14 protein-coding genes and 1 tRNA gene are annotated in these 18,118 nt (G+C 63.5%); 13 read left to right on the forward strand and 2 right to left on the reverse strand.

The genetic code is table 11. The annotated features are described in order from the left end of the window. Positions 1-180: 180 nt before the first annotated feature. Positions 181-1,668: an exopolyphosphatase gene (gene ppx / locus NGK62_RS26945; RefSeq protein ID WP_118932911.1), complete on the reverse strand. Its 1,488-nt coding sequence runs from the start codon at positions 1,666-1,668 to the stop codon at positions 181-183. A 220-nt stretch (positions 1,669-1,888) separates the two neighbouring features. On the opposite strand from ppx, the gene ppk1 reads away from it, so the two are divergent. From ppk1 to NGK62_RS26975, 6 genes are all read left to right on the forward strand, one after another. After that, complete coding sequence (ppk1, locus tag NGK62_RS26950) at positions 1,889-3,964, forward strand: polyphosphate kinase 1 (protein ID WP_059380154.1); 2,076 nt, start codon at positions 1,889-1,891, stop codon at positions 3,962-3,964. Between the two features lie 288 nt (positions 3,965-4,252). Beyond that, entirely contained in the window at positions 4,253-5,293 is a 1,041-nt protein-coding gene (gene pstS / locus NGK62_RS26955; RefSeq protein ID WP_054451357.1) for a phosphate ABC transporter substrate-binding protein PstS, read from the forward strand. A 155-nt stretch (positions 5,294-5,448) separates the two neighbouring features. Then, positions 5,449-6,465 (forward strand): phosphate ABC transporter permease subunit PstC, encoded by a 1,017-nt coding sequence (pstC, locus tag NGK62_RS26960; protein WP_059380153.1) that lies wholly within the window; start codon positions 5,449-5,451, stop codon positions 6,463-6,465. A gap of 26 nt (positions 6,466-6,491) precedes the next feature. Next, complete coding sequence (pstA, locus tag NGK62_RS26965) at positions 6,492-7,346, forward strand: phosphate ABC transporter permease PstA (RefSeq protein WP_118932910.1); 855 nt, start codon at positions 6,492-6,494, stop codon at positions 7,344-7,346. Between the two features lie 50 nt (positions 7,347-7,396). Then, positions 7,397-8,173 (forward strand): phosphate ABC transporter ATP-binding protein PstB, encoded by a 777-nt coding sequence (gene pstB / locus NGK62_RS26970; RefSeq protein ID WP_006221056.1) that lies wholly within the window; start codon positions 7,397-7,399, stop codon positions 8,171-8,173. Positions 8,174-8,260: 87 nt separating this feature from the next. Next, a tRNA-Pro gene (locus NGK62_RS26975) sits at positions 8,261-8,337 on the forward strand. Between the two features lie 89 nt (positions 8,338-8,426). Here the strand turns inward: NGK62_RS26975 and NGK62_RS26980 are convergent. After that, a complete protein-coding gene (locus tag NGK62_RS26980) occupies positions 8,427-9,137 on the reverse strand; it encodes a TetR/AcrR family transcriptional regulator (RefSeq protein ID WP_251881167.1) in 711 nt (236 codons plus the stop codon). A 310-nt stretch (positions 9,138-9,447) separates the two neighbouring features. Between NGK62_RS26980 and NGK62_RS26985 the strand changes: the two genes are divergently transcribed. The 7 genes from NGK62_RS26985 (at position 9,448) to NGK62_RS27015 (ending at position 17,971) form a co-directional block, all read left to right on the forward strand. Further along, positions 9,448-10,743 (forward strand): cytochrome P450, encoded by a 1,296-nt coding sequence (locus NGK62_RS26985; RefSeq protein WP_251881171.1) that lies wholly within the window; start codon positions 9,448-9,450, stop codon positions 10,741-10,743. A 33-nt stretch (positions 10,744-10,776) separates the two neighbouring features. Beyond that, positions 10,777-11,742, forward strand: coding sequence for a PDR/VanB family oxidoreductase (locus tag NGK62_RS26990; RefSeq protein WP_251881172.1), 966 nt, complete (start codon positions 10,777-10,779; stop codon positions 11,740-11,742). Beyond that, positions 11,743-13,275 (forward strand): aldehyde dehydrogenase family protein, encoded by a 1,533-nt coding sequence (locus NGK62_RS26995; RefSeq protein ID WP_353506929.1) that lies wholly within the window; start codon positions 11,743-11,745, stop codon positions 13,273-13,275. 107 nt (positions 13,276-13,382) lie between these two features. Then, positions 13,383-14,219, forward strand: coding sequence for an SDR family oxidoreductase (locus tag NGK62_RS27000; protein ID WP_251881173.1), 837 nt, complete (start codon positions 13,383-13,385; stop codon positions 14,217-14,219). 441 nt (positions 14,220-14,660) lie between these two features. Next, the gene (locus NGK62_RS27005; protein WP_059380151.1) at positions 14,661-15,431 is read left to right on the forward strand and encodes a SapC family protein; all 771 of its coding nucleotides are present in this window, start codon (positions 14,661-14,663) and stop codon (positions 15,429-15,431) included. A 16-nt stretch (positions 15,432-15,447) separates the two neighbouring features. Further along, a complete protein-coding gene (locus NGK62_RS27010) occupies positions 15,448-16,317 on the forward strand; it encodes a hypothetical protein (protein WP_059380150.1) in 870 nt (289 codons plus the stop codon). Continuing rightward, positions 16,310-17,971: a TolC family outer membrane protein gene (locus NGK62_RS27015; protein WP_251881174.1), complete on the forward strand. Its 1,662-nt coding sequence runs from the start codon at positions 16,310-16,312 to the stop codon at positions 17,969-17,971. The genes NGK62_RS27010 and NGK62_RS27015 overlap by 8 nt, the downstream gene beginning before the upstream one ends. The last annotated feature ends 147 nt before the right edge of the window (positions 17,972-18,118 follow it).

Consider the following 18,118-nt stretch of genomic DNA (forward strand, 5'->3'; position numbering starts at 1 on the left):
CCACCATGCGCCGCCTGTTCCGCCGCATGAAGATCAGGTTGATACGGCGGGCCACCAGGCCTTTGCGCATGGAGCTAAAGCGGCTGGATCGCGAGACCGATCTGTCGCCGTTTTAGTGCAGCGGCCCCGCAGCGCGGGGCCGGAACAGGGCGGGCACGCTCGCGCCGCCCGGCTGGTTCCTCAGAACTCCAGCAGTTCGAATGAAAAGCCCACCTTGTTCCACTCAGCTTCTTCCGCGCGCAGCGTGAAGTCGCTCAGGGGGTGCTGCGCCAGCCATTCGCGGTTGACCCGCACCACGATGGAGTTGTCGCGCACCGACGCGGTCAGCGGCAGCGGTTCGATTTCATTGCGGCGGCGGAACAGCAGCACCGCCAGCCGCAGGCTGAGGATGGCCTTCCATTGCGCGCGCGAACGTACCAGGGGTTCCAGCTTGGTCAGCTTGCCCTGGTGGCCGAGCGCGAGCAGCGCCAGCAGTTGCTGGTCGGCGCGCGAGAAGCCCGGCATGTCGGCGTTTTCCAGCACGTAGGCGGTGTGCTTGTGGTACGCGTTGTGGGCGATGGACAGGCCCACTTCGTGCAGGTCGGCCGCCCAGCCCAGCGCGGGGCGCAGCTCGGCGCGTTCCGGGCCGTCCGGGAACATGGCGTCGAACAGGGTCAGCGCGGCGTGGTGTACGCGGCGCGCCTGGTTGACGTCGACGTGGTAGCGCTTCATGAACTGGCGCACCGATTCATCGCGCTTGTCATGCTCGTCGTCGCGGCCCAGCAGGTCGTACAGCACGCCCAGGCGCAGCGCGCCGTCGCCGGTGTGCATGACGTCGATGCCCAGCTCGTCGAACAGGGCGCTCATGATGGCCAGGCCGCCCGGCAGGACGTCCGAGCGTTCGATCTTGATGCCGGGCAGTTCGGACGGAATCACGCGGCCCGAGCGGATGATGCGGTCTTTCAGCTTGTTCAGGCCGGCGCGCGTGATGCCGCGGTCCGAGAAGCGGCATTCGGTCAGGATGGCGAACAGCGCCTTGGCCGTGCCGGAAGAGCCGTAGGCTTCCTTCCAGCCCATCTTGCGGTACTGCTTGGCGATGACTTCGATCTCGCGGCGCGCGGCCAGCTCGGCCTGCTTCATCTGGTGCGCGTCCACCACGCCGTCCGAGAAGAACTGGCGGCTGTAGCTGACGCAGCCCATGTACAGCGAGGACATCAGGCCGGGCTCATGGCTCTTGCCGATGATGACTTCGGTGGAGCCGCCGCCGATGTCGATGACCAGGCGCTTGTTGGGCGAAGGGGGCAGGGTGTGGACCACGCCCGAGAAGATCAGGCGGGCCTCTTCGCGGCCGGCGATGACTTCGATGGGAAAGCCCAGGGCGGCTTCGGCTCGCGGCAGGAAGTCGCGGGTGTTGCGGGCGACACGGAAAGTGTTGGTGGCGACGGCGCGGACCCGGTTGGGGTGGAAGCTGCGCAGACGGTCGCCGAAGCGTTCCAGCACGGCGATGGCGCGGTCGATGGCCTCGTCGCCCAGCCTTTTTTCGGAGTCCAGGCCGGCCGCAAGCCGGACGGTTTCCTTGAGGCGGTCAATCTGATAGATCTGGGGCGTACCGTCCTGTTGAACGATGCGTCCGATGGAGAGGCGGAAGCTGTTGGACCCGAGGTCCACCGCGGCCAGAAGTTGATCCATGCGGCTCGTAAATATTGTCTGAGAGGTGGCCCGATTATAGAGATCCCATGTGACAGCGCTTCCGCGCGCGCTTTTTTTCTTATGGAACAGGGGTTTGCGGCATCTGATCGGCCTGCTATGCGTCCCGGTTTTGGCGTACGCTACGTATTTGCTGCTGTGTCATGGAACCGTCACCTTTTTGCAGTAAAACTCCACGCTCTCCCTACGTATGGAACCCGGTATGCCCTCACGCCCTCCTGCCGAGCCTTTGCTTCTGAACCGCGAGTTGTCGCTGCTGAAATTCAACGAACGCGTGCTGGCGATGGCGGAGAATCCCAAGACTCCCTTGCTGGAACGCCTGCGCTACGTCTGTATCGTCAGTTCCAACCTGGATGAGTTCTTCGAGATCCGGATTTCCAGCCTGAAGGAGCAGCAGCGCCAGTCGCCGAATCTGGTGGGACCCGATGGCATGACGCCGGACCAGGCGTTCGACAACGTGCAGCAGGCGGTGCATGCGCTGGTGTATCGCCAGTACAACCTGCTCAACGACGAGATCCTGCCGGCCATGCACGCCGAGGGCATCTCGCTGCACCATGCATCGGAATGGAATCCGCAGCAGCAGGAATGGGCGCGCGAGGTCTTCAACCGCGACGTGATGCCGCTTCTGACCCCGATCGGGCTGGATCCGGCGCATCCGTTTCCGCGGGTCTACAACAAGAGCCTGAATTTCATCGTGTCGCTGTCGGGCGCCGATGCCTTCGGCCGCCAGGCCTCGATCGCCGTGGTGCAGGCGCCGCGCGCCTTGCCGCGCCTGATCAAGATGCCGCAGGAGCTGTCGGGCCAGCCCGAGGGCTACATCCTGCTGACCTCGCTGCTGCGGGCCTTCGTGGGTGAGCTGTTTCCGGGGCTGGAAATGCTGGGCTGCTACCAGTGGCGGGTCACGCGCAACAGCGACCTGTTCGTGGACGAGGAAGAAGTCACCAACCTGCGCCATGCCTTGCAGGGCGAGCTGTCGCAGCGCAACTTCGGCGCCGCCGTGCGCCTGGAGATCGACAAGCTGACGCCGGTCGAACTGGAACACTTCCTGCAGCGCGAGTTCTCGCTCAAGGCGGAGGACACCTACCGCGTGCCGGGGCCGGTGAACCTGTCGCGTCTGATGCAGCTGTGCAATTCGGACTCGCGGCCGGACCTGCTGTTCCCGGATTACCGCGCCCCCGTGCCGGCGCCGTTCGACCGCGTGGGCGACAAGCCGGCCGAGCTGTTCGAGGCCGTGGCCGAGCAGGACCGCCTGCTGCACCATCCCTACCAGTCGTTTCAACCCGTCATCGACTTCCTGACCGCGGCCGCGCTGGATCCGGACGTCATGGCGATCAAGCAGACCATCTACCGCACCGGCGAAGACTCCGAGCTGATGAAGATCCTGCTGGCCGCGGCGCGCGCCGGCAAGGAAGTGACGGTGGTGGTGGAACTGATGGCGCGCTTTGACGAGCAGACCAACATCAACTGGGCCTCCAAGCTGGAAGAGGTGGGCGCGCACGTGGTGTACGGCGTGGTGGCGCACAAGACGCACGCCAAGATGGCCGTGGTGCTGCGCCGCGAAAAAGGGCGCCTGCGCCGCTACGCCCACCTGGGCACCGGCAACTACCACCCGCGCACGGCTCGGCTGTACACCGATTTCGGGCTGCTCACGGCCGATCCCAAGCTGTGCGAGGACATGGACAAGGTGTTCGCGCAGTTGACCGGGCTGGGCGCGCGCCGCTCGCTCAAGGCGCTGATGCAGTCGCCCTTCACCATGCACGACGGCATGGTGGCGCTGATCCGCGCCGAGGCCCGCGCGGCCAAGGCCGGCAAGCGTGCGCGCATCATGGCCAAGATGAACTCGCTCTTGGAAGAGCAGATCATCGAAGAGCTTTACAAGGCGGGCCAGGCCGGCGTGAAGATCGACCTGATCGTGCGCGGCGTATGCGCGCTGCGCGCCGGCGTGCCGGGACTGTCCGAGAACATCAGGGTGCGTTCCATCGTCGGCCGCTTCCTGGAGCATTCGCGGGTCTTCTACTTCTATGCCGAGGGCGAAGAGACCGTCTACCTGTCGTCCGCCGACTGGATGGACCGCAACTTCTTCCGCCGGGTCGAGATCGCCTTCCCGATCTACGACAAGACCCTGAAGAAGCGCGTCATCGACGAAGCCTTCACCTACGCCCTGCGCGACAACCAGCTGGCCTGGCAACAGCTTCCCGACGGCGACTACACCCGGGTCAAGAGCCGCCGCGAGCCTTTCAACGTGCATCAGTACCTGATGCAGAAGCTGGGCGTGTAACGTCCGCCGCCCCGCCCGGGGCGGCTTCGGAAGCAAGGCCTCCCGTATGTTCCGCCCCCTTTAAGAAGGCGGCGTTCGAGGCAAATCCTCCCCAGATCCAGGCCGCGCGGATCCGGCTTCGCCGGTCCGCCACCGGCGCCCCCCTGGGGGGAGGCGCGCAGCGCCTCGGGGCGGGATCATGACTGTCACTATCCTGTCATGTAGGGCTTCTAATATTCGAGGGTCGCTGAAAGACAGGCAGTTTTCCAAGCCTGCCAGACTCCTCCAACGAGCACAGAAGGAACCCTGATGTTCAAACGTGTCTTCAAACAAGTTTCCCTGGGCGTCGCGCTGAGCGCCGCCGTGTTTGCCGTCCAGGCCGCCGACGTGACCGGCGCCGGCGCTTCGTTCCCGTACCCGATCTACGCCAAGTGGGCCTCCGACTACAAGGCCGCCACCAATAGCGCCGTCAACTACCAGTCCATCGGTTCGGGCGGCGGTCAGCAACAGATCATCGCCAAGACGGTTGATTTCGGCGCTTCCGACGATCCCATGAAGGCTGCCGATCTGGAAAAGAACGGCCTGCTGCAATTCCCGGCCGTCATCGGCGGCACGGTTGCCGTGGTGAACATCGACGGCGTCGAACCCGGCAAGCTGAAGCTGTCGGGCAAGGTCCTGGCCGACATCTTCCTGGGCAAGATCAAGAAGTGGGACGACGCCGCCATCAAGGCGCTGAACCCCGACCTGAAGCTGCCGGCCGCCGACATCATCGTCGTGCACCGTTCGGACGGCTCGGGCACCACCTTCGGCTGGACCAACTACCTGTCCAAGGTGTCGCCGGACTGGAAGTCGACCGTGGGCGAAGGCAAGGCCGTCAAGTGGCCCGTGGGCCAGGGCGGCAAGGGCAACGAAGGCGTCGCCGCCTACGTCGGCCAGCTGAAGAACTCGATCGGCTACGTGGAATACGCCTACGCCAAGCAGAACAAGCTGGCCTGGACGCAGCTGCAGAACAAGGACGGCAAGTTCGTCCAGCCGGAACAGAAGGCTTTCGCCGCCGCGGCCGCCAACGCCGACTGGAAGAGCGCGCCGGGCATGGGAGTGGTCCTGACCGACGAGCCGGGCGCCGATTCCTGGCCCGTCACCGCCGCCACCTTCATCCTGGTCCACAAGTCGCAAGACAAGCCGGCGCAAGGCAAGGCCGTGCTGGAATTCTTCGACTGGGCCTTCAAGAACGGCGCCAAGTCGGCTGAAGCCATGGACTACGTGCCGCTGCCGGAAGCCGTGACCAAGGAAATCCGCGCCGCCTGGGGCGAAGTCAAGGCCGCCGACGGCAAGGCCGTCTGGCAATAAAGGCTTGAGCGCGAGGGAGGCCGGCTGACAATGCCAATCTCCGTCGCGCGCAATCCACAGCGGCCGCCGCTGGCGTTCCGGGTATGGAATGCCGGCGGCGGTCCGCCGCAAGACCTTCGCAGTTTCTCCCCTGGTTTCCTAAGGAAAGTCCATCCATGAGCGCGGTAATGGATAATAGTGTGCCGCTTTCGCCCAGCGTGGCGGACTCCGTGACTACCGGCACGCCTTCGCCTATGAAGCAAAATAAAAACGCGCTGATGGATGCGCTATTCAAGAACCTGACCCGCCTGTTCGCCTTCCTGGTGTTCATCCTGCTGGCGGCGATTCTTGTTTCCCTGATCTACGGCAGCCGCGAATCGCTGGCCAAGTACGGCCTGTCGTTCCTCTGGCTCAACGACTGGGATCCGGTCAATTCCAATTACGGCGCGGTGGTGCCCATCATCGGCACGCTGCTGACCTCGGCCATCGCCCTGATCATCGCGGTGCCCGTGTCCTTCGGCATCGCCATCTTCCTGACCGAACTGTCGCCCACCTGGCTGCGCCGCCCGCTGGGCACCGCGGTCGAAATGCTGGCGGCGATTCCGTCCATCATCTACGGCATGTGGGGCCTGTTCGTCTTCGTCCCCGTGTTCCAGCAGTATGTGCAGCCTTTCCTGATCGCGACGCTGGGCAGCCTGCCCGTGATCGGCGGCATCTTCGCGGGGCCGCCTTTCGGCATCGGCATCTTCACCGCCGGCCTGATCCTCTCGATCATGATCATCCCGTTCATCGCCGCGGTCATGCGCGACGTGTTCGAACTGGTGCCGGCGATGCTCAAGGAGTCCGCCTACGGCCTGGGCAGCACGACCTGGGAAGTGATGTGGCGCGTGGTGCTGCCCTACACCAAGTCGGGCGTCATCGGCGGCATCATGCTGGGCCTGGGCCGCGCGCTTGGCGAAACCATGGCCGTGACCTTCGTCATCGGCAACGCCTTCAAGTGGTCCGGTTCGCTGTTCTCGCCGGGCAACTCGATCGCTTCCGCGCTGGCCAACGAATTCAATGAGGCGGGCGGCATACAGAAGTCGGCGCTGCTGGAACTGGGCCTGATCCTGTTCCTGATCACGACCATCGTGCTCGCCCTGGCCAAGATGCTGCTGGTCCGCTTGTCCGCCAGTGAAGGCAAGAAAACCTGACGCGCCGCGAGCACAAGGAAAACATCATGGCTGTATCCGTACTCAATATGCAGAACGGCACCTATCGCCGGCGCCGCGTGGTCAACCGCATCATGCTGACCATTTCGCTGGGCACCCTGGTGTTCGGGCTGTTCTGGCTGTTCTGGATCATTCTGACGCTGCTGATGAAGGGCGCGCCCGCGCTGTCGTACACGCTCTTCACCGAGATCACGCCGCCGCCCGGACAGACCGGCGGTCTCATCAACGCCATTTTCGGCAGCGTGATGATGGCTGGCGTGGGCACGCTCATCGGCACGCCCGTCGGCATCCTGGCCGGCACCTACCTGGCCGAATACGGCCAGCGCGGCTGGCTGGCGCCGGCCACGCGCTTCCTGAACGACGTGTTGCTGTCGGCCCCGTCCATCATCATCGGCCTGTTCATCTATGCCGTGTACGTGGCCCAGGTCGGGCACTACTCGGGCTGGGCCGGCGCCATCGCGCTGTCCATCCTGGTGATCCCGGTGGTGGTGCGCACCACCGACAACATGCTGCTGCTGGTGCCCAACAGCCTGCGCGAAGCGGCTGCCGCGCTGGGTTGCCCCAAGTGGCGCATGATCACCATGGTGTGCTATCGCGCCGCCAAGACCGGCATCATCACCGGCGTGCTGCTGGCCATTGCCCGGATCTCGGGTGAAACCGCGCCGCTGCTGTTCACCGCGCTGTCGAACCAGTTCATGTCCCTGAACATGAACGGCCCGATGGCCAACCTGCCGGTCGTGATCTACCAGTACGCCGCCAGCCCCTTCAAGGACTGGAACAACCTGGCATGGGCCGGCGCCACGCTGATTACGCTGCTGGTGCTGGGCATCAACATCATCGCCCGCAACATGTTCCGCAAGTAAAGATCGCTTTGCCGGCGCGCCTGGGGCGCTCCGGAGCCAAGGGAAACCAAATGGAAAACACCGCTACCGCCGTCAAGAATAAGATCGAGGTCAAGAACCTGAACTTCTACTACGGCAAGTTCCATGCGATCCGCAATGTGAACATGTCGATCCAGGAGAAGAAGGTCACCGCCTTCATCGGCCCGTCGGGCTGCGGCAAGTCCACGCTGCTGCGCACCTTCAACCGCATGTTCGAGCTCTACCCCGGCCAGCGCGCCGAGGGCGAAATCATCCTGGACGGCGAAAACCTGCTGACGGCCAAGACCGACATCTCGCTGATCCGCGCCAAGGTCGGCATGGTGTTCCAGAAGCCCACGCCGTTCCCCATGAGCATCTACGACAACATTGCCTTCGGCGTGCGCCTGTTCGAGCGCTTGTCCAAGGGTGAAATGGACGAGCGCGTGGAATGGGCCCTGAGCAAGGCCGCGCTGTGGAACGAAGTGAAGGACAAGCTGCACCAGAGCGGCAACAGCCTGTCGGGCGGCCAGCAACAGCGCCTGTGCATCGCGCGCGGCGTGGCCATCAAGCCCGAAGTGCTGCTGCTGGACGAGCCGTGCTCGGCGCTGGACCCGATTTCGACCGCCAAGATCGAAGAGCTGATCGCCGAACTGAAGAACGACTACACCGTCGTCATCGTGACGCACAACATGCAGCAGGCCGCGCGCTGTTCGGACTACACCGCCTACATGTACCTGGGCGAGCTGATGGAATTCGGCCAGACCGACCAGATCTTCGTGAAGCCTTCGCGCAAGGAAACGGAAGACTACATCACGGGCCGTTTCGGCTGATCGCCAGCGAGACGGGCCGTCGCCGGACGCACGGCCAGAGACAGGCATAGGCCAGGCGGGCCGAGATCTGGTATAGTTGCCACCCTTCGGGGCGTAGCGCAGCCTGGTAGCGCATCTGCTTTGGGAGCAGAGGGTCGTGAGTTCGAATCCCACCGCCCCGACCAATAAAGAAAGGCCGTCAACGACATGTCGCTGACGGCCTTTTTGCTGCTGGCGCAGGCGGCGATCGGGCTGCCGCACGAAGCGGCCGTCTTCAGGCCAAGCGCAGTATCCGCCGCATCCTTTCCGTCAATTGCTGCTTGATTGCATCGTCCGCGAGGTGCAGCGGCCCCGGGTCCGTCAGCATCATGATGCTGAGCGTTCCCGACAGCATCTGCATGGCGATCTTGATATCCAATTCGACATCCTCGCCTGCCCGGACCGGCATTTTTCGCGCCAGAGCGGGTATGAACAGGGCACTCATATGGCGATTCAGGGCGACCAGCGGACTCGATTCCCGGCGGTCCATCGAAAAAACCTTTAGCAGAGCCTGGAAGATTCCCCGGTTTTGGCGGCAGCCGCGGACGTAGTAATCGACTAGGGCCGCGACCATATCGGAGGCGGTGCCTTCGGTCCAGACGGCGTCCTGCCAGACCAGGTTGTCGGCTTCCGCCTGGGTTTCCGCGACCGCGGCGTCCAGGACTGCCGCAAGAAAGGTTTCCTTGTCTTGGAAGCGGCCATAGAACGCGCCGATGGATGTGCCCGCCAGACGTATTACGTCATTGATCAGCACCAGGTCCAGGTTCGCATGTCGTTCTATCAACTCTCTGCCAGCGCGAATCATCTTGGCCAGCGACTCCTCGCTGCGCAATTGCTGGGGAGGGCGGGGAGCAGCTGGTGATTTCGGAGCCGCGCGGGGAGCCTTTCGCTCCCCGGAGGCGCGTGTCGTCTTGGTAATTGCTTTCTGTGATCGAGAGGTGGCCATGGCAACATCTATCCAACCTGAAGTGCAACATTATGCAGTAGCAGGCGATATCTCTCTTAACAATCAAGCGAGGTCACTGCTCTCTCTTATGGCGGACGCCGTTTGCCGAAGGAGCGGCGGTAACGAGCGCTTTGCCTGGCGCTGAGCGGGCCTAGGGAAACCCCGCATTGAAGAGGGGCCGGCGCCTCTCAATAATAGAATCAGAATTTGAATTCTGATTTATTGAGTGGTTTATGCCTATTGGACGATCGCAGCCGTCCAGTAATGCATCGCCCCTCGAATCGACCCTTCCACCTTCCCGCCCCACATCATGAACCATACCGATTTCGATCTGCCCGGCCATGTCTCGAAAGTCCTGGTTGATGCTCAGGTCTATGCCGACATTGATGAACTGCATGCCACTTACACATGGGCGCGTGCCAACAACCCGTTGGGGCGAGCGATCAACGACGGCTTCGATCCCTTCTGGGTCGTCACCAAGCATGCGGACGTGTCCGCGATATCGCGCGACACCCAGACTTTCCGCAATGGCGACTACGCCATTATCTGTTCCCCCAAGGCGACGATTCAGCAGCTCGTGGCCGTAGGCGGGAGCCACAACGGCGGCATCAGGTCGCTGGTGCATGTCGACGGCGAGGAGCACAAGGGGCTGCGATCACTGACGCAGGCATGGTTCATGCCGAACAGCATACTCAAGCTGGATGAGCGGATCCGCGACCTGGCCGCCCGTACCGTCGACAAGCTTGCCGCCGCCGACGGCGAGGTCATCGATTTCGCCACGGAGATTGCGCTGCATTATCCGCTGCACGTCATCATGGACATCCTGGGCGTGCCACCCGAGGACGAAAGCAGGATGCTGCTGTTGACGCAGGAGCTGTTCGGCAGCGAAGACCCCGAACTCAAACGTGCGGGGCAGGCGCGCGCCAGCGATCCCGAGGCGCTGGCCAAGTACACGCTGGCCATCGTGGCCGACTTCCGCGCGTACTTCGAAAAGGTCACGGCCGACCGGCGTGCGAATCCGCGCAATGATGTGGCGACGCTGCTTGCCAATGCGGTCATAGACGGCGTCCCCATCAGCGAGGACAGCCGATTGGGCTACTACGTGATCATCGCCACGGCAGGGCACGACACGACCTCGTCGTCGACCGCGGTTGCCATGTGGGCGCTCGGCCAGTATCCCGAGCTTTTGCCCAGGCTCCAAGCCAATCCTGGCCTGATCCCGCAGTTCATTGACGAAGCGGTGCGCATGGCGTCCCCGGTGCGGCATTTCATGCGTACCGCCGTGGCAGACACCGAAATCCGCGGCCGCCAGATTCGCAAGGGCGACTGGTTGATGCTGTGCTACGGCTCGGCCAATCGTGACGAGGAAGCCTTCGAGAATCCCTTTGCTTTCGACATTGACCGCAAGCCGAATCGGCACCTGGCCTTCGGGCTGGGAACGCATATCTGTCTGGGGCAACACCTGGCAAAGATGGAGATGCGCCTGCTGTTCGAAGAGATGATTCCGCGCTTGCAGCGTGTAGAGCTGGCAGGCGAGATGACCATGAGCGCCTCGCGTTTCGTCGGCGGCCCCAAGCATCTACCTGTTCGATGCTTCATGAACTAGCGGTTCTTCCCCTCATTCCGTAGAGCATTAGCGATGCAATCTCAAGTAACGAGTTCAGTGCGCGTTACGCACCGGCGGCAGGAAGCCGACGACATCATCAGTCTGGAACTGGAAGCTCTGGACGGCGGCAACCTGCCGCCTTTCGAGGCAGGAGCCCACATAGATGTATACATCGCTCCTGGCATTGTGCGGCAGTATTCGCTGTGCAACGCGCCGTCGGAACGGCACCGCTACGTCATCGGCATCCTGCGGGATCCCCAGTCGCGTGGCGGTTCGGTTGCGATCCATGAAACCCTGCAACCGGGGGCCATCGTTGTGATCGGCATGCCGCGCAACCACTTCCCGCTCAAGCCGCAGGCCCCGAGCATCCTGCTCGCGGGAGGCATAGGCATTACGCCCATGCTGTGCATGGCGGAAACCCTGCATGCGGCGGGGACGGAATTTTCCTTGCACTACTGCGTTCGCAATCAATCGAAAGCGGCCTTTCTTGACCGCATCGCCCAGTCCGCCTTCAGCGCAAACGTCATCTTCCACTATGACGACCAGCCCGATGAGCAGAGATTGCGTCCGGATGAACTGTTTTCCCAAACGGGCGCAACGCAAGAGATCTACGTCTGCGGTCCCGCTGGCTTCATCGAATGGGTCTGCCGGGCGGCGGATGGGGCTGGCATCGCGAAGCATCGGGTGCGGTATGAGCACTTCGGCGCCAAGGCCGTGGATGTCTCGCAGGACACCGCCTTCGACGTAAAGCTCGCCGGTTCCGGCCAGTTGTTCCATGTGCCCGCGGACCAATCAGTGGCGTCCGTGCTGCTTGCTGCGGGTGTCGACATCTATACCTCTTGCGGCGAGGGCTCCTGCGGTTCTTGCGTCATGCGGCTGGTGGAAGGAGTGGCGGACCATCGCGACGTATTCCTTACCGACGAAGAGCATGCAAGCGGCGACCAGTTCACCCCGTGTTGCTCGCGCGCCAAGTCGCCGCTGCTTGTGCTTGATCTCTGATTGTTCATCACGGCGCTCGGTAGCGAGCGCCGTCAGCCAACGCGCGGCCGATGGACGTTTTGCCAGGCCCGCAACATTGAGGTCCGAATCACCATGGGAAATCCCATTGAATTCAGTATGACCATAGATGGCAAGGCCGTAGATGCGTCAAGGCGCATCGAGGTGCTCGATCCGGCCACGGAGCAGGTCGTGGCTCGCGCGCCCGACGCCGCGCCGCGGCAGTTGGACGAAGCCGTGGCCAGCGCGCGGCGCGCGGCGCCCGCCTGGGCCGCACTGCCATTGGAAGAACGGCGAAAGTTGATCGCCCGGGTGGGTGAAGTCATCGTGTCCAATCAGGAAACGTTGGCGCAGTTGTTGACGCGGGAGCAAGGCAAACCGCTTGCGGCTGCGCGCCAGGAGGTAATGGCCGCCGCATTCTGGTGCACGGCGACGGCTGGGTTGGATTTTCCCGCCGACGTGAGCACCGAGTCGCCCGAAGAGTTGGTCAGGGTGCTGCGCGTGCCGCTAGGGGTGGTCGGCGGCATCGTGCCCTGGAATTTCCCGCTGGTGTTGGCCATCTGGAAGATCGCGCCCGCCTTGCTCACGGGCAATACCATGGTGCTGAAGCCTTCGCCGTTTACGCCGCTGGCGACCTTGAAGCTGGGCGAGTTGCTGCGCGATGTGTTGCCGCCGGGCGTGCTGAACGTCATTAGCGGGTCCGACGCGCTGGGTCCGCTGATGTCAGAGCATCCGGGCATCGACAAGATCAGCTTCACCGGATCGACCCAAACCGGTCGCGCCGTGATGGCTAGCGCAGCAGGCAACCTGAAGCGGCTGACACTTGAGCTCGGCGGAAACGACGCGGCCATCGTCATGGCCGATGCCGATATCGACGCGATTGCACCCCTTATCTTCTGGGGGGCATTCGCCAATAGCGCGCAGTACTGCCTTGCCATCAAGCGCTTGTACATCCACGAAGATGTTTACGACCGGATGGCGCAGGCGCTGGCGAGGCTGGCGCGTGAAACCCGGCTCGGGGCCGGCAACGTCGAGGGCGTCCAGCTCGGTCCCGTGCAGAATCGCCGTCAGTTCGAGCGGCTGAAGCGTTTGCTTGAGGACACGCGCAGCCAGGGTTGCCGCTTTCTGGCCGGCGGAGAAGTCCCCGAAGGGAAGGGCTATTTCTTTCCAATCACCTTGGTGGACAACCCGCCAGATACGGCGCGCGTGGTGCGCGAGGAACCTTTCGGTCCGATCCTGCCGCTGCTCAGTTTCCGCGACGAGGAAGAAGTGATTGCGCGGGCCAACGACAGCGAGTATGGCTTGGGCGGGTCGGTGTGGGGGAGCGATCACGCGGCCGCGACCAGGGTCGCACTGCGATTGAACACCGGCACTGTCTGGGTCAATCAGATCCACACTCTCAAGCCCTCCAAGCCCATGGCCGGGCACAAGCAATCGGGCATAGGCATCGAGAACGGGGTCGATGGTTTGCTGGAGTACACGGTGCCCAGGACGGTGTCGGTGAAGCGGCCGCATCGAACGCAGGGCGGCTCCTGACGCGTCATTGCACCGATAGACCGATACGACGGCAAGGTACGCACATGGCAGCCATGCGGCTCTGCGCAAGCGGCTTGCCTACATCGAGGCATACAAGGAAAAACACCATGAACGACTACATCTCAGGCAAGACCATCGTCATTACCGGCGCAGGCGGAGGCTTCGGCCGTTTGGTCGCGCAGAAGGCCGCTGCGCGCGGTGCGTTGGTGACGTGTGGCGACGTCAATGCGGCGGCGGCCAAGGAAACCGTCGCGGGCATTATTGCGGCCGGGGGGCGGGCGCAGGCCTTAGCCGCCGATGTCCGCATTCTGGATGACCTGAAGCGTCTCGTCGCGGCCAGCGTGCACGAATACGGTTCGATCGACGTGATGCTCAATAACGCGGGCATCATGCCGCTGGCTTTTGTCGCCGATCACGCGCTTGCCTACGATGCCTGGATGCGCTGCATCGATATCAATATGAAGGGCGTGTTCAACGGCATGATCGCCGCCCACGACGCCATGATGTCCCAGGGACGCGGTCACTTCGTCAACATCTCGTCCATCTACGGGAATTTTCCCGTGGTGGGCGCGGCGATCTATGGGGCCACCAAGGCGGCAGTCAACTTCATGTCGGAAGCCGTGAGAATGGAGGCGCGCGGAAAGATCAAGGTGACGACGATCAAACCCACGGGCGTGCCCAGCACCGGACTGGGCGGCTCCGTGGTCAACCACGCTGCCGCCGTTGGCATAGTCGGGAACAACATGGAGCAATTCACGGCGATGATAAAGGGCCTGCAGGATGGGTCCTTGCCGCCCCATTCCCGCGATCCGGAGAGCATATCGCACATGCCGCTGGAGCCTGAATCGATCGCCGACGCGGTCCTGCTGGCCATCGATCAACCCTGGGGCGTTTCGGTCAGCGACATGACGGTGCGCGCTTCGGCGGATTGCTTCGTGCTTTGATGGAAACGGCGTTTACCGGCCTGCAACGGCCGGCCTGCCAAGCAGCCATCTGACAGTGCGGCCAGGAACCTGGCCGCGAAGATTGAACCAAGGCCCGCCCTGACCCGGCGGGCTTTTTCTTGCGGAGCCATCCGAGAGCAACTTCGCGATGCGCACCGCCTGGCAGCTATCGGTCCGCCGTGAAGCCTTCGCATTAATGCGAAATACATCAGTTTATTGCGATGTTATCAGTTGCAACCCAGAAAATTCCCTTTCGCCATAAGAAGATATACCTAGTTTCAGGTATAGACGAAGAGTTTCAATCCTCGTCTAATGCTTGCAGTCAATAGACAAAATGATGCATTGACTTGAGCAAAAAGGCCGGCATATCAGCAACAGTGTGTGCAAGCTTTACATGATGCTCGGGTCCGTAACTGGAAAAAGGCAAGGAGGGCTAGAGGCATGTCAGCGACTGTGTTTTATGAACGGGCTGTGGCGCTGGATCGGGCAGCGCACCAGGACACCAAGATCCAGATTCAGCCGGATCATTACGCATTTGCGCAGGACACGAATGCTCTGCCCATCGCCGCCAGCGAATTCGCCGATGCCGGCCGCCACTATCCGATCGTGTTCGTGGGCGACGACGCTGGCAACTTCCACGTGGCCGTGCTGCTGGGCCTGGAAGACAAGTCCAATCTGTTCGTGACCGAGCTGGGCACCTGGAAGGCCGATACCTACGTTCCCGCCTTTGCCCGCCGCTATCCCTTCGTGCTGGGCACCACGGCCGAGGCCGACCGGTTGGCCGTGTGCATCGACGAGTCCTATCCCGGCGTCAATGCCGCGGAGGGCGTGGCCTTGTTCGAGGACGGCAAGGAAACCGGCTACCTGACGCAGATGATGGAATTCCTGCGCGTGTTCCAGGGCGAAATGGAACTGACCAAGAACATGGCCCAGCGCCTGAACGAACTGGGCTTGCTCACGGCCAAGACGATCACGATTTCGCAGGCCGACGGCGACCGCTATCTGAGCGGCTTCTGGGTCGTGGACGAGCAGAAGTTCGCCGGCATCGACGATGCCCGCGTGCTCGAACTGCATCGCGCCGGCATTCTGCGCTTGATCGAACTGCATCGCGCGTCGCTGGGTAACGTCCAGCGCCTGGCCATGCAGCTGGACGAGCAGCGCCGCCTGAAGGCGCTGCAGCAGGACGCCGCGCCCGCCGAGTCCGCGGCCTGATTCCCGCCGCAGGGCCATGCTGACCGCAACCTTGACTCCCGCGATCGGCCAGGCCCCCAGCCAAGCCGGCGCCGAACCCGAGATCCATATCCCCCTGCACACGCTGCGGGGGGAGCAACGGATCTGGGCAGACCGTTTGCTGTCGGTCTTCAAGAACCGGCAGATCGACGGGGTCGAATGGTCGATGAAGTTCTCGGCCGCAGGCCTGGTCGGCAACCGCTTCATGCTGGGCATACAGCGCGAAAACTGGCGTCAGCTGGATTTGGCCACCTTGTCGCGCGCGCTTGCCATGCCGCAGGCGCTATGGATGCGGGTGGCGCAGGACATGGAGCATGCGCGCGCCATGTTCTTCGCCTATGAACCCGATGGCGCGGCCGGCACGTACCGCGTCTATCTGGAGTTCATGCCCACGCCGGAGGCGCTGCGCCAGCATGGCGTGCTGCCCCTGGGCTGCGGCTACAAATGGCACCCGGCGACGCAGCGCGAGGCGGCGGTGACGGCTTACCGCATGCGCCATCTGCAAGACCGCGCGGCGTTCGATGCGCACCTGGAGCCTTATCTGGCCCGGCTCGGCAACCCGGTGTTGCGGCAGGTTGCGCAGCGCATCGTGGCGCAGGCTTGCGGGCAGGCCGATCCGGCCGGCTTCATGTTCCTGGAAGTGGACGAGGCCGACACCCGGCGCGATTCGTTCACCGTGACTTTTCGTGGGGCCGAGCTGCCGTTGCGGGCGTTCATCCCCGATCTTCTGCGTCTGGCCGCCAGTCTCGCTTTGGCGGAAAGCGATGTTCTTGGTTTCCTGTTGCCCGACGAACCCCGCAGCCTCTATAGCCTGGCTGCGGGCGCAGCGCGGGACGGGCACGAGTTCCTGACTGTCTACTATGACTGACTACAACAAGCTTCACTTTCCTCCGGCGTTCGCGCGCAAGGGCATGCTGGCGGCGGCGGTTATGGCCGCATTGAACGTGGCGGGCTGCGCCTCGTCCAGCCAGGGGACGCCGGCCATGTCCGTGTCGGCCTCCTCCGCGCCGGCCGCCTCCGCCCCAGCCGCTGCCGCGACGGCGCCGCAAACCGAAAGCGGCCCGCTCAAGCTGGGGCAGTCCACTCCCCAGGAGGATTCCGGCTTCGGCAAGACCACGCCCAGCGCCCAGATGGACGACGTGGCCCCCGCGCCCGCGCCGCGCTTTGACGAGAACACCGTGTTTCCGGCGCCGGCGTCCTATCTGGCGCAAGACATGCCGGCGTACAACGGCGCACAGTTGCCGGACCAGAGCGATCCGATGACGCTGGACCAGGTCTACATGATGGCGCTGCAGAACGATCCGCAGATGCAAGGCGCTTACCAGGAACTGCAGGCCGTGGGCTATGGCGTGATCTCCGCGCGCGCGGGCCTGCTGCCCAGCGTGAGCGGCGAAATGAATCGCAGCCGCGTCCGCCAGAACGTGGTCGACAGCGAAAACACCGTCTACCAGACCGGCCGCGCCAACTGGGCCGAGAACGGCTGGGCGCTGACCCTGAACCAACCGATCTTCGAGCTGGGCGCGTATCACAAGTGGCGCCAGTCGCAGGAGGCCGAGCGCAAGGAAGTGGCCAGCTACGCCTACGCGCAGCAAGACCTGATGCTGCGCACGGCAACCGCCTATCTCAGCGTGCTGGCGGCGCAGGATCAGATCGAGCTGACCGAGGCCGAGCGCCGCACCACGCGGAAGCAGCAGGAACTGGTGCAGGCGCGCTTTCACAGCGGCCAGGAAACCCGCGTGGGCCTGAGCGAAGTGCAGGCGCGCCTGGATATCCAGGACGCCAATACGCTGCTGGCAAAGAACGACTACCTGGACAAGCAACAGGCTGTGCAGGAGATCGTCGGCTACGGCAACCTGAAGCTGCGTCCGGTGCGCAAGGACCTGCCCATGACGCTGCCCGTGCCCAACGATCCCCAGGCCTGGCTGCGCACCGCGCTGGACCAGAACTGGTCGATCCGCGCGGCGTCGGCCGGCGTGGCGGTGGCGGAAAAGGAAGTGTCGGTGCAGAAGGCGGGCTACTACCCCAGCGTCAATCTGCGCGCCTCCACCGGCCGCAACGAGACGGGCGGCAGCCTGTTCGGCGGCGGCAGCACGGTGGCCGATACCCGATTCACGGTGAACCTGTCGGTGCCGATCTTCCAGGGCGGCTACACCTACGGCATGAGTCACGCGGCGGCCAGCCGCCTGAGCGCGGCCTCGTCCGACCTGAGCCTTACGCGGCGCAAGGTGCAGCGCCAGGTGTTCTCGTCGTTCCAGAACATCGTGATCGGCATGGACCGGATCAAGGCGCTGAACAGCTCGGTGGAGTCGTTCGAACTGGCATTGAAGCTCAAGGAAGAGGGCTTCCAGGCAGGGCTGAACGACATCGTCAGCGTGTTGGACGCGACGCGCAACCTGTACAACGCCAAGCGCCAGCAGGCCGAGGCTGGATACAACTTTTTGCTGGACGGCCTGAAGCTCAAGCAGGCTGCCGGCACGCTGAACGCGGCGGACATCGCGGCGATCAGCCAGCAGATGCTGTAGGACCGGAGGGGGCCTGCGCCACGACGCGCAGGCCGGGCAGTACGCAGGCAAGACCACAGCGGAGCTATCCGGCGATCAGCCGGATGGCTCGGAATCGTTTAAATCAGGGCGTTTCCAGCGCCCGCACAAGAAATGTCGAGCGACGAT

The sequence above is a fragment of the Achromobacter sp. Marseille-Q4954 genome (genome assembly GCF_943737025.1).
Classification (GTDB): domain Bacteria; phylum Pseudomonadota; class Gammaproteobacteria; order Burkholderiales; family Burkholderiaceae_B; genus Achromobacter; species Achromobacter bronchisepticus_A.

Excerpts from the sequence above, each read along its gene's own strand:
- ppx (WP_118932911.1), bottom strand. The coding sequence starts at position 1,668 with ATGGATCAACTTCTGGCCGCGGTGGACCTCGGGTCCAACAGCTTCCGC.
- ppk1 (WP_059380154.1), top strand. The coding sequence starts at position 1,889 with ATGCCCTCACGCCCTCCTGCCGAGCCTTTGCTTCTGAACCGCGAGTTG.
- pstS (WP_054451357.1), top strand. The coding sequence starts at position 4,253 with ATGTTCAAACGTGTCTTCAAACAAGTTTCCCTGGGCGTCGCGCTGAGC.
- pstC (WP_059380153.1), top strand. The coding sequence starts at position 5,449 with ATGAGCGCGGTAATGGATAATAGTGTGCCGCTTTCGCCCAGCGTGGCG.
- pstA (WP_118932910.1), top strand. The coding sequence starts at position 6,492 with ATGGCTGTATCCGTACTCAATATGCAGAACGGCACCTATCGCCGGCGC.
- pstB (WP_006221056.1), top strand. The coding sequence starts at position 7,397 with ATGGAAAACACCGCTACCGCCGTCAAGAATAAGATCGAGGTCAAGAAC.
- NGK62_RS26980 (WP_251881167.1), bottom strand. The coding sequence starts at position 9,137 with ATGGCCACCTCTCGATCACAGAAAGCAATTACCAAGACGACACGCGCC.
- NGK62_RS26985 (WP_251881171.1), top strand. The coding sequence starts at position 9,448 with ATGAACCATACCGATTTCGATCTGCCCGGCCATGTCTCGAAAGTCCTG.
- NGK62_RS26990 (WP_251881172.1), top strand. The coding sequence starts at position 10,777 with ATGCAATCTCAAGTAACGAGTTCAGTGCGCGTTACGCACCGGCGGCAG.
- NGK62_RS27000 (WP_251881173.1), top strand. The coding sequence starts at position 13,383 with ATGAACGACTACATCTCAGGCAAGACCATCGTCATTACCGGCGCAGGC.
- NGK62_RS27005 (WP_059380151.1), top strand. The coding sequence starts at position 14,661 with ATGTCAGCGACTGTGTTTTATGAACGGGCTGTGGCGCTGGATCGGGCA.
- NGK62_RS27010 (WP_059380150.1), top strand. The coding sequence starts at position 15,448 with ATGCTGACCGCAACCTTGACTCCCGCGATCGGCCAGGCCCCCAGCCAA.
- NGK62_RS27015 (WP_251881174.1), top strand. The coding sequence starts at position 16,310 with ATGACTGACTACAACAAGCTTCACTTTCCTCCGGCGTTCGCGCGCAAG.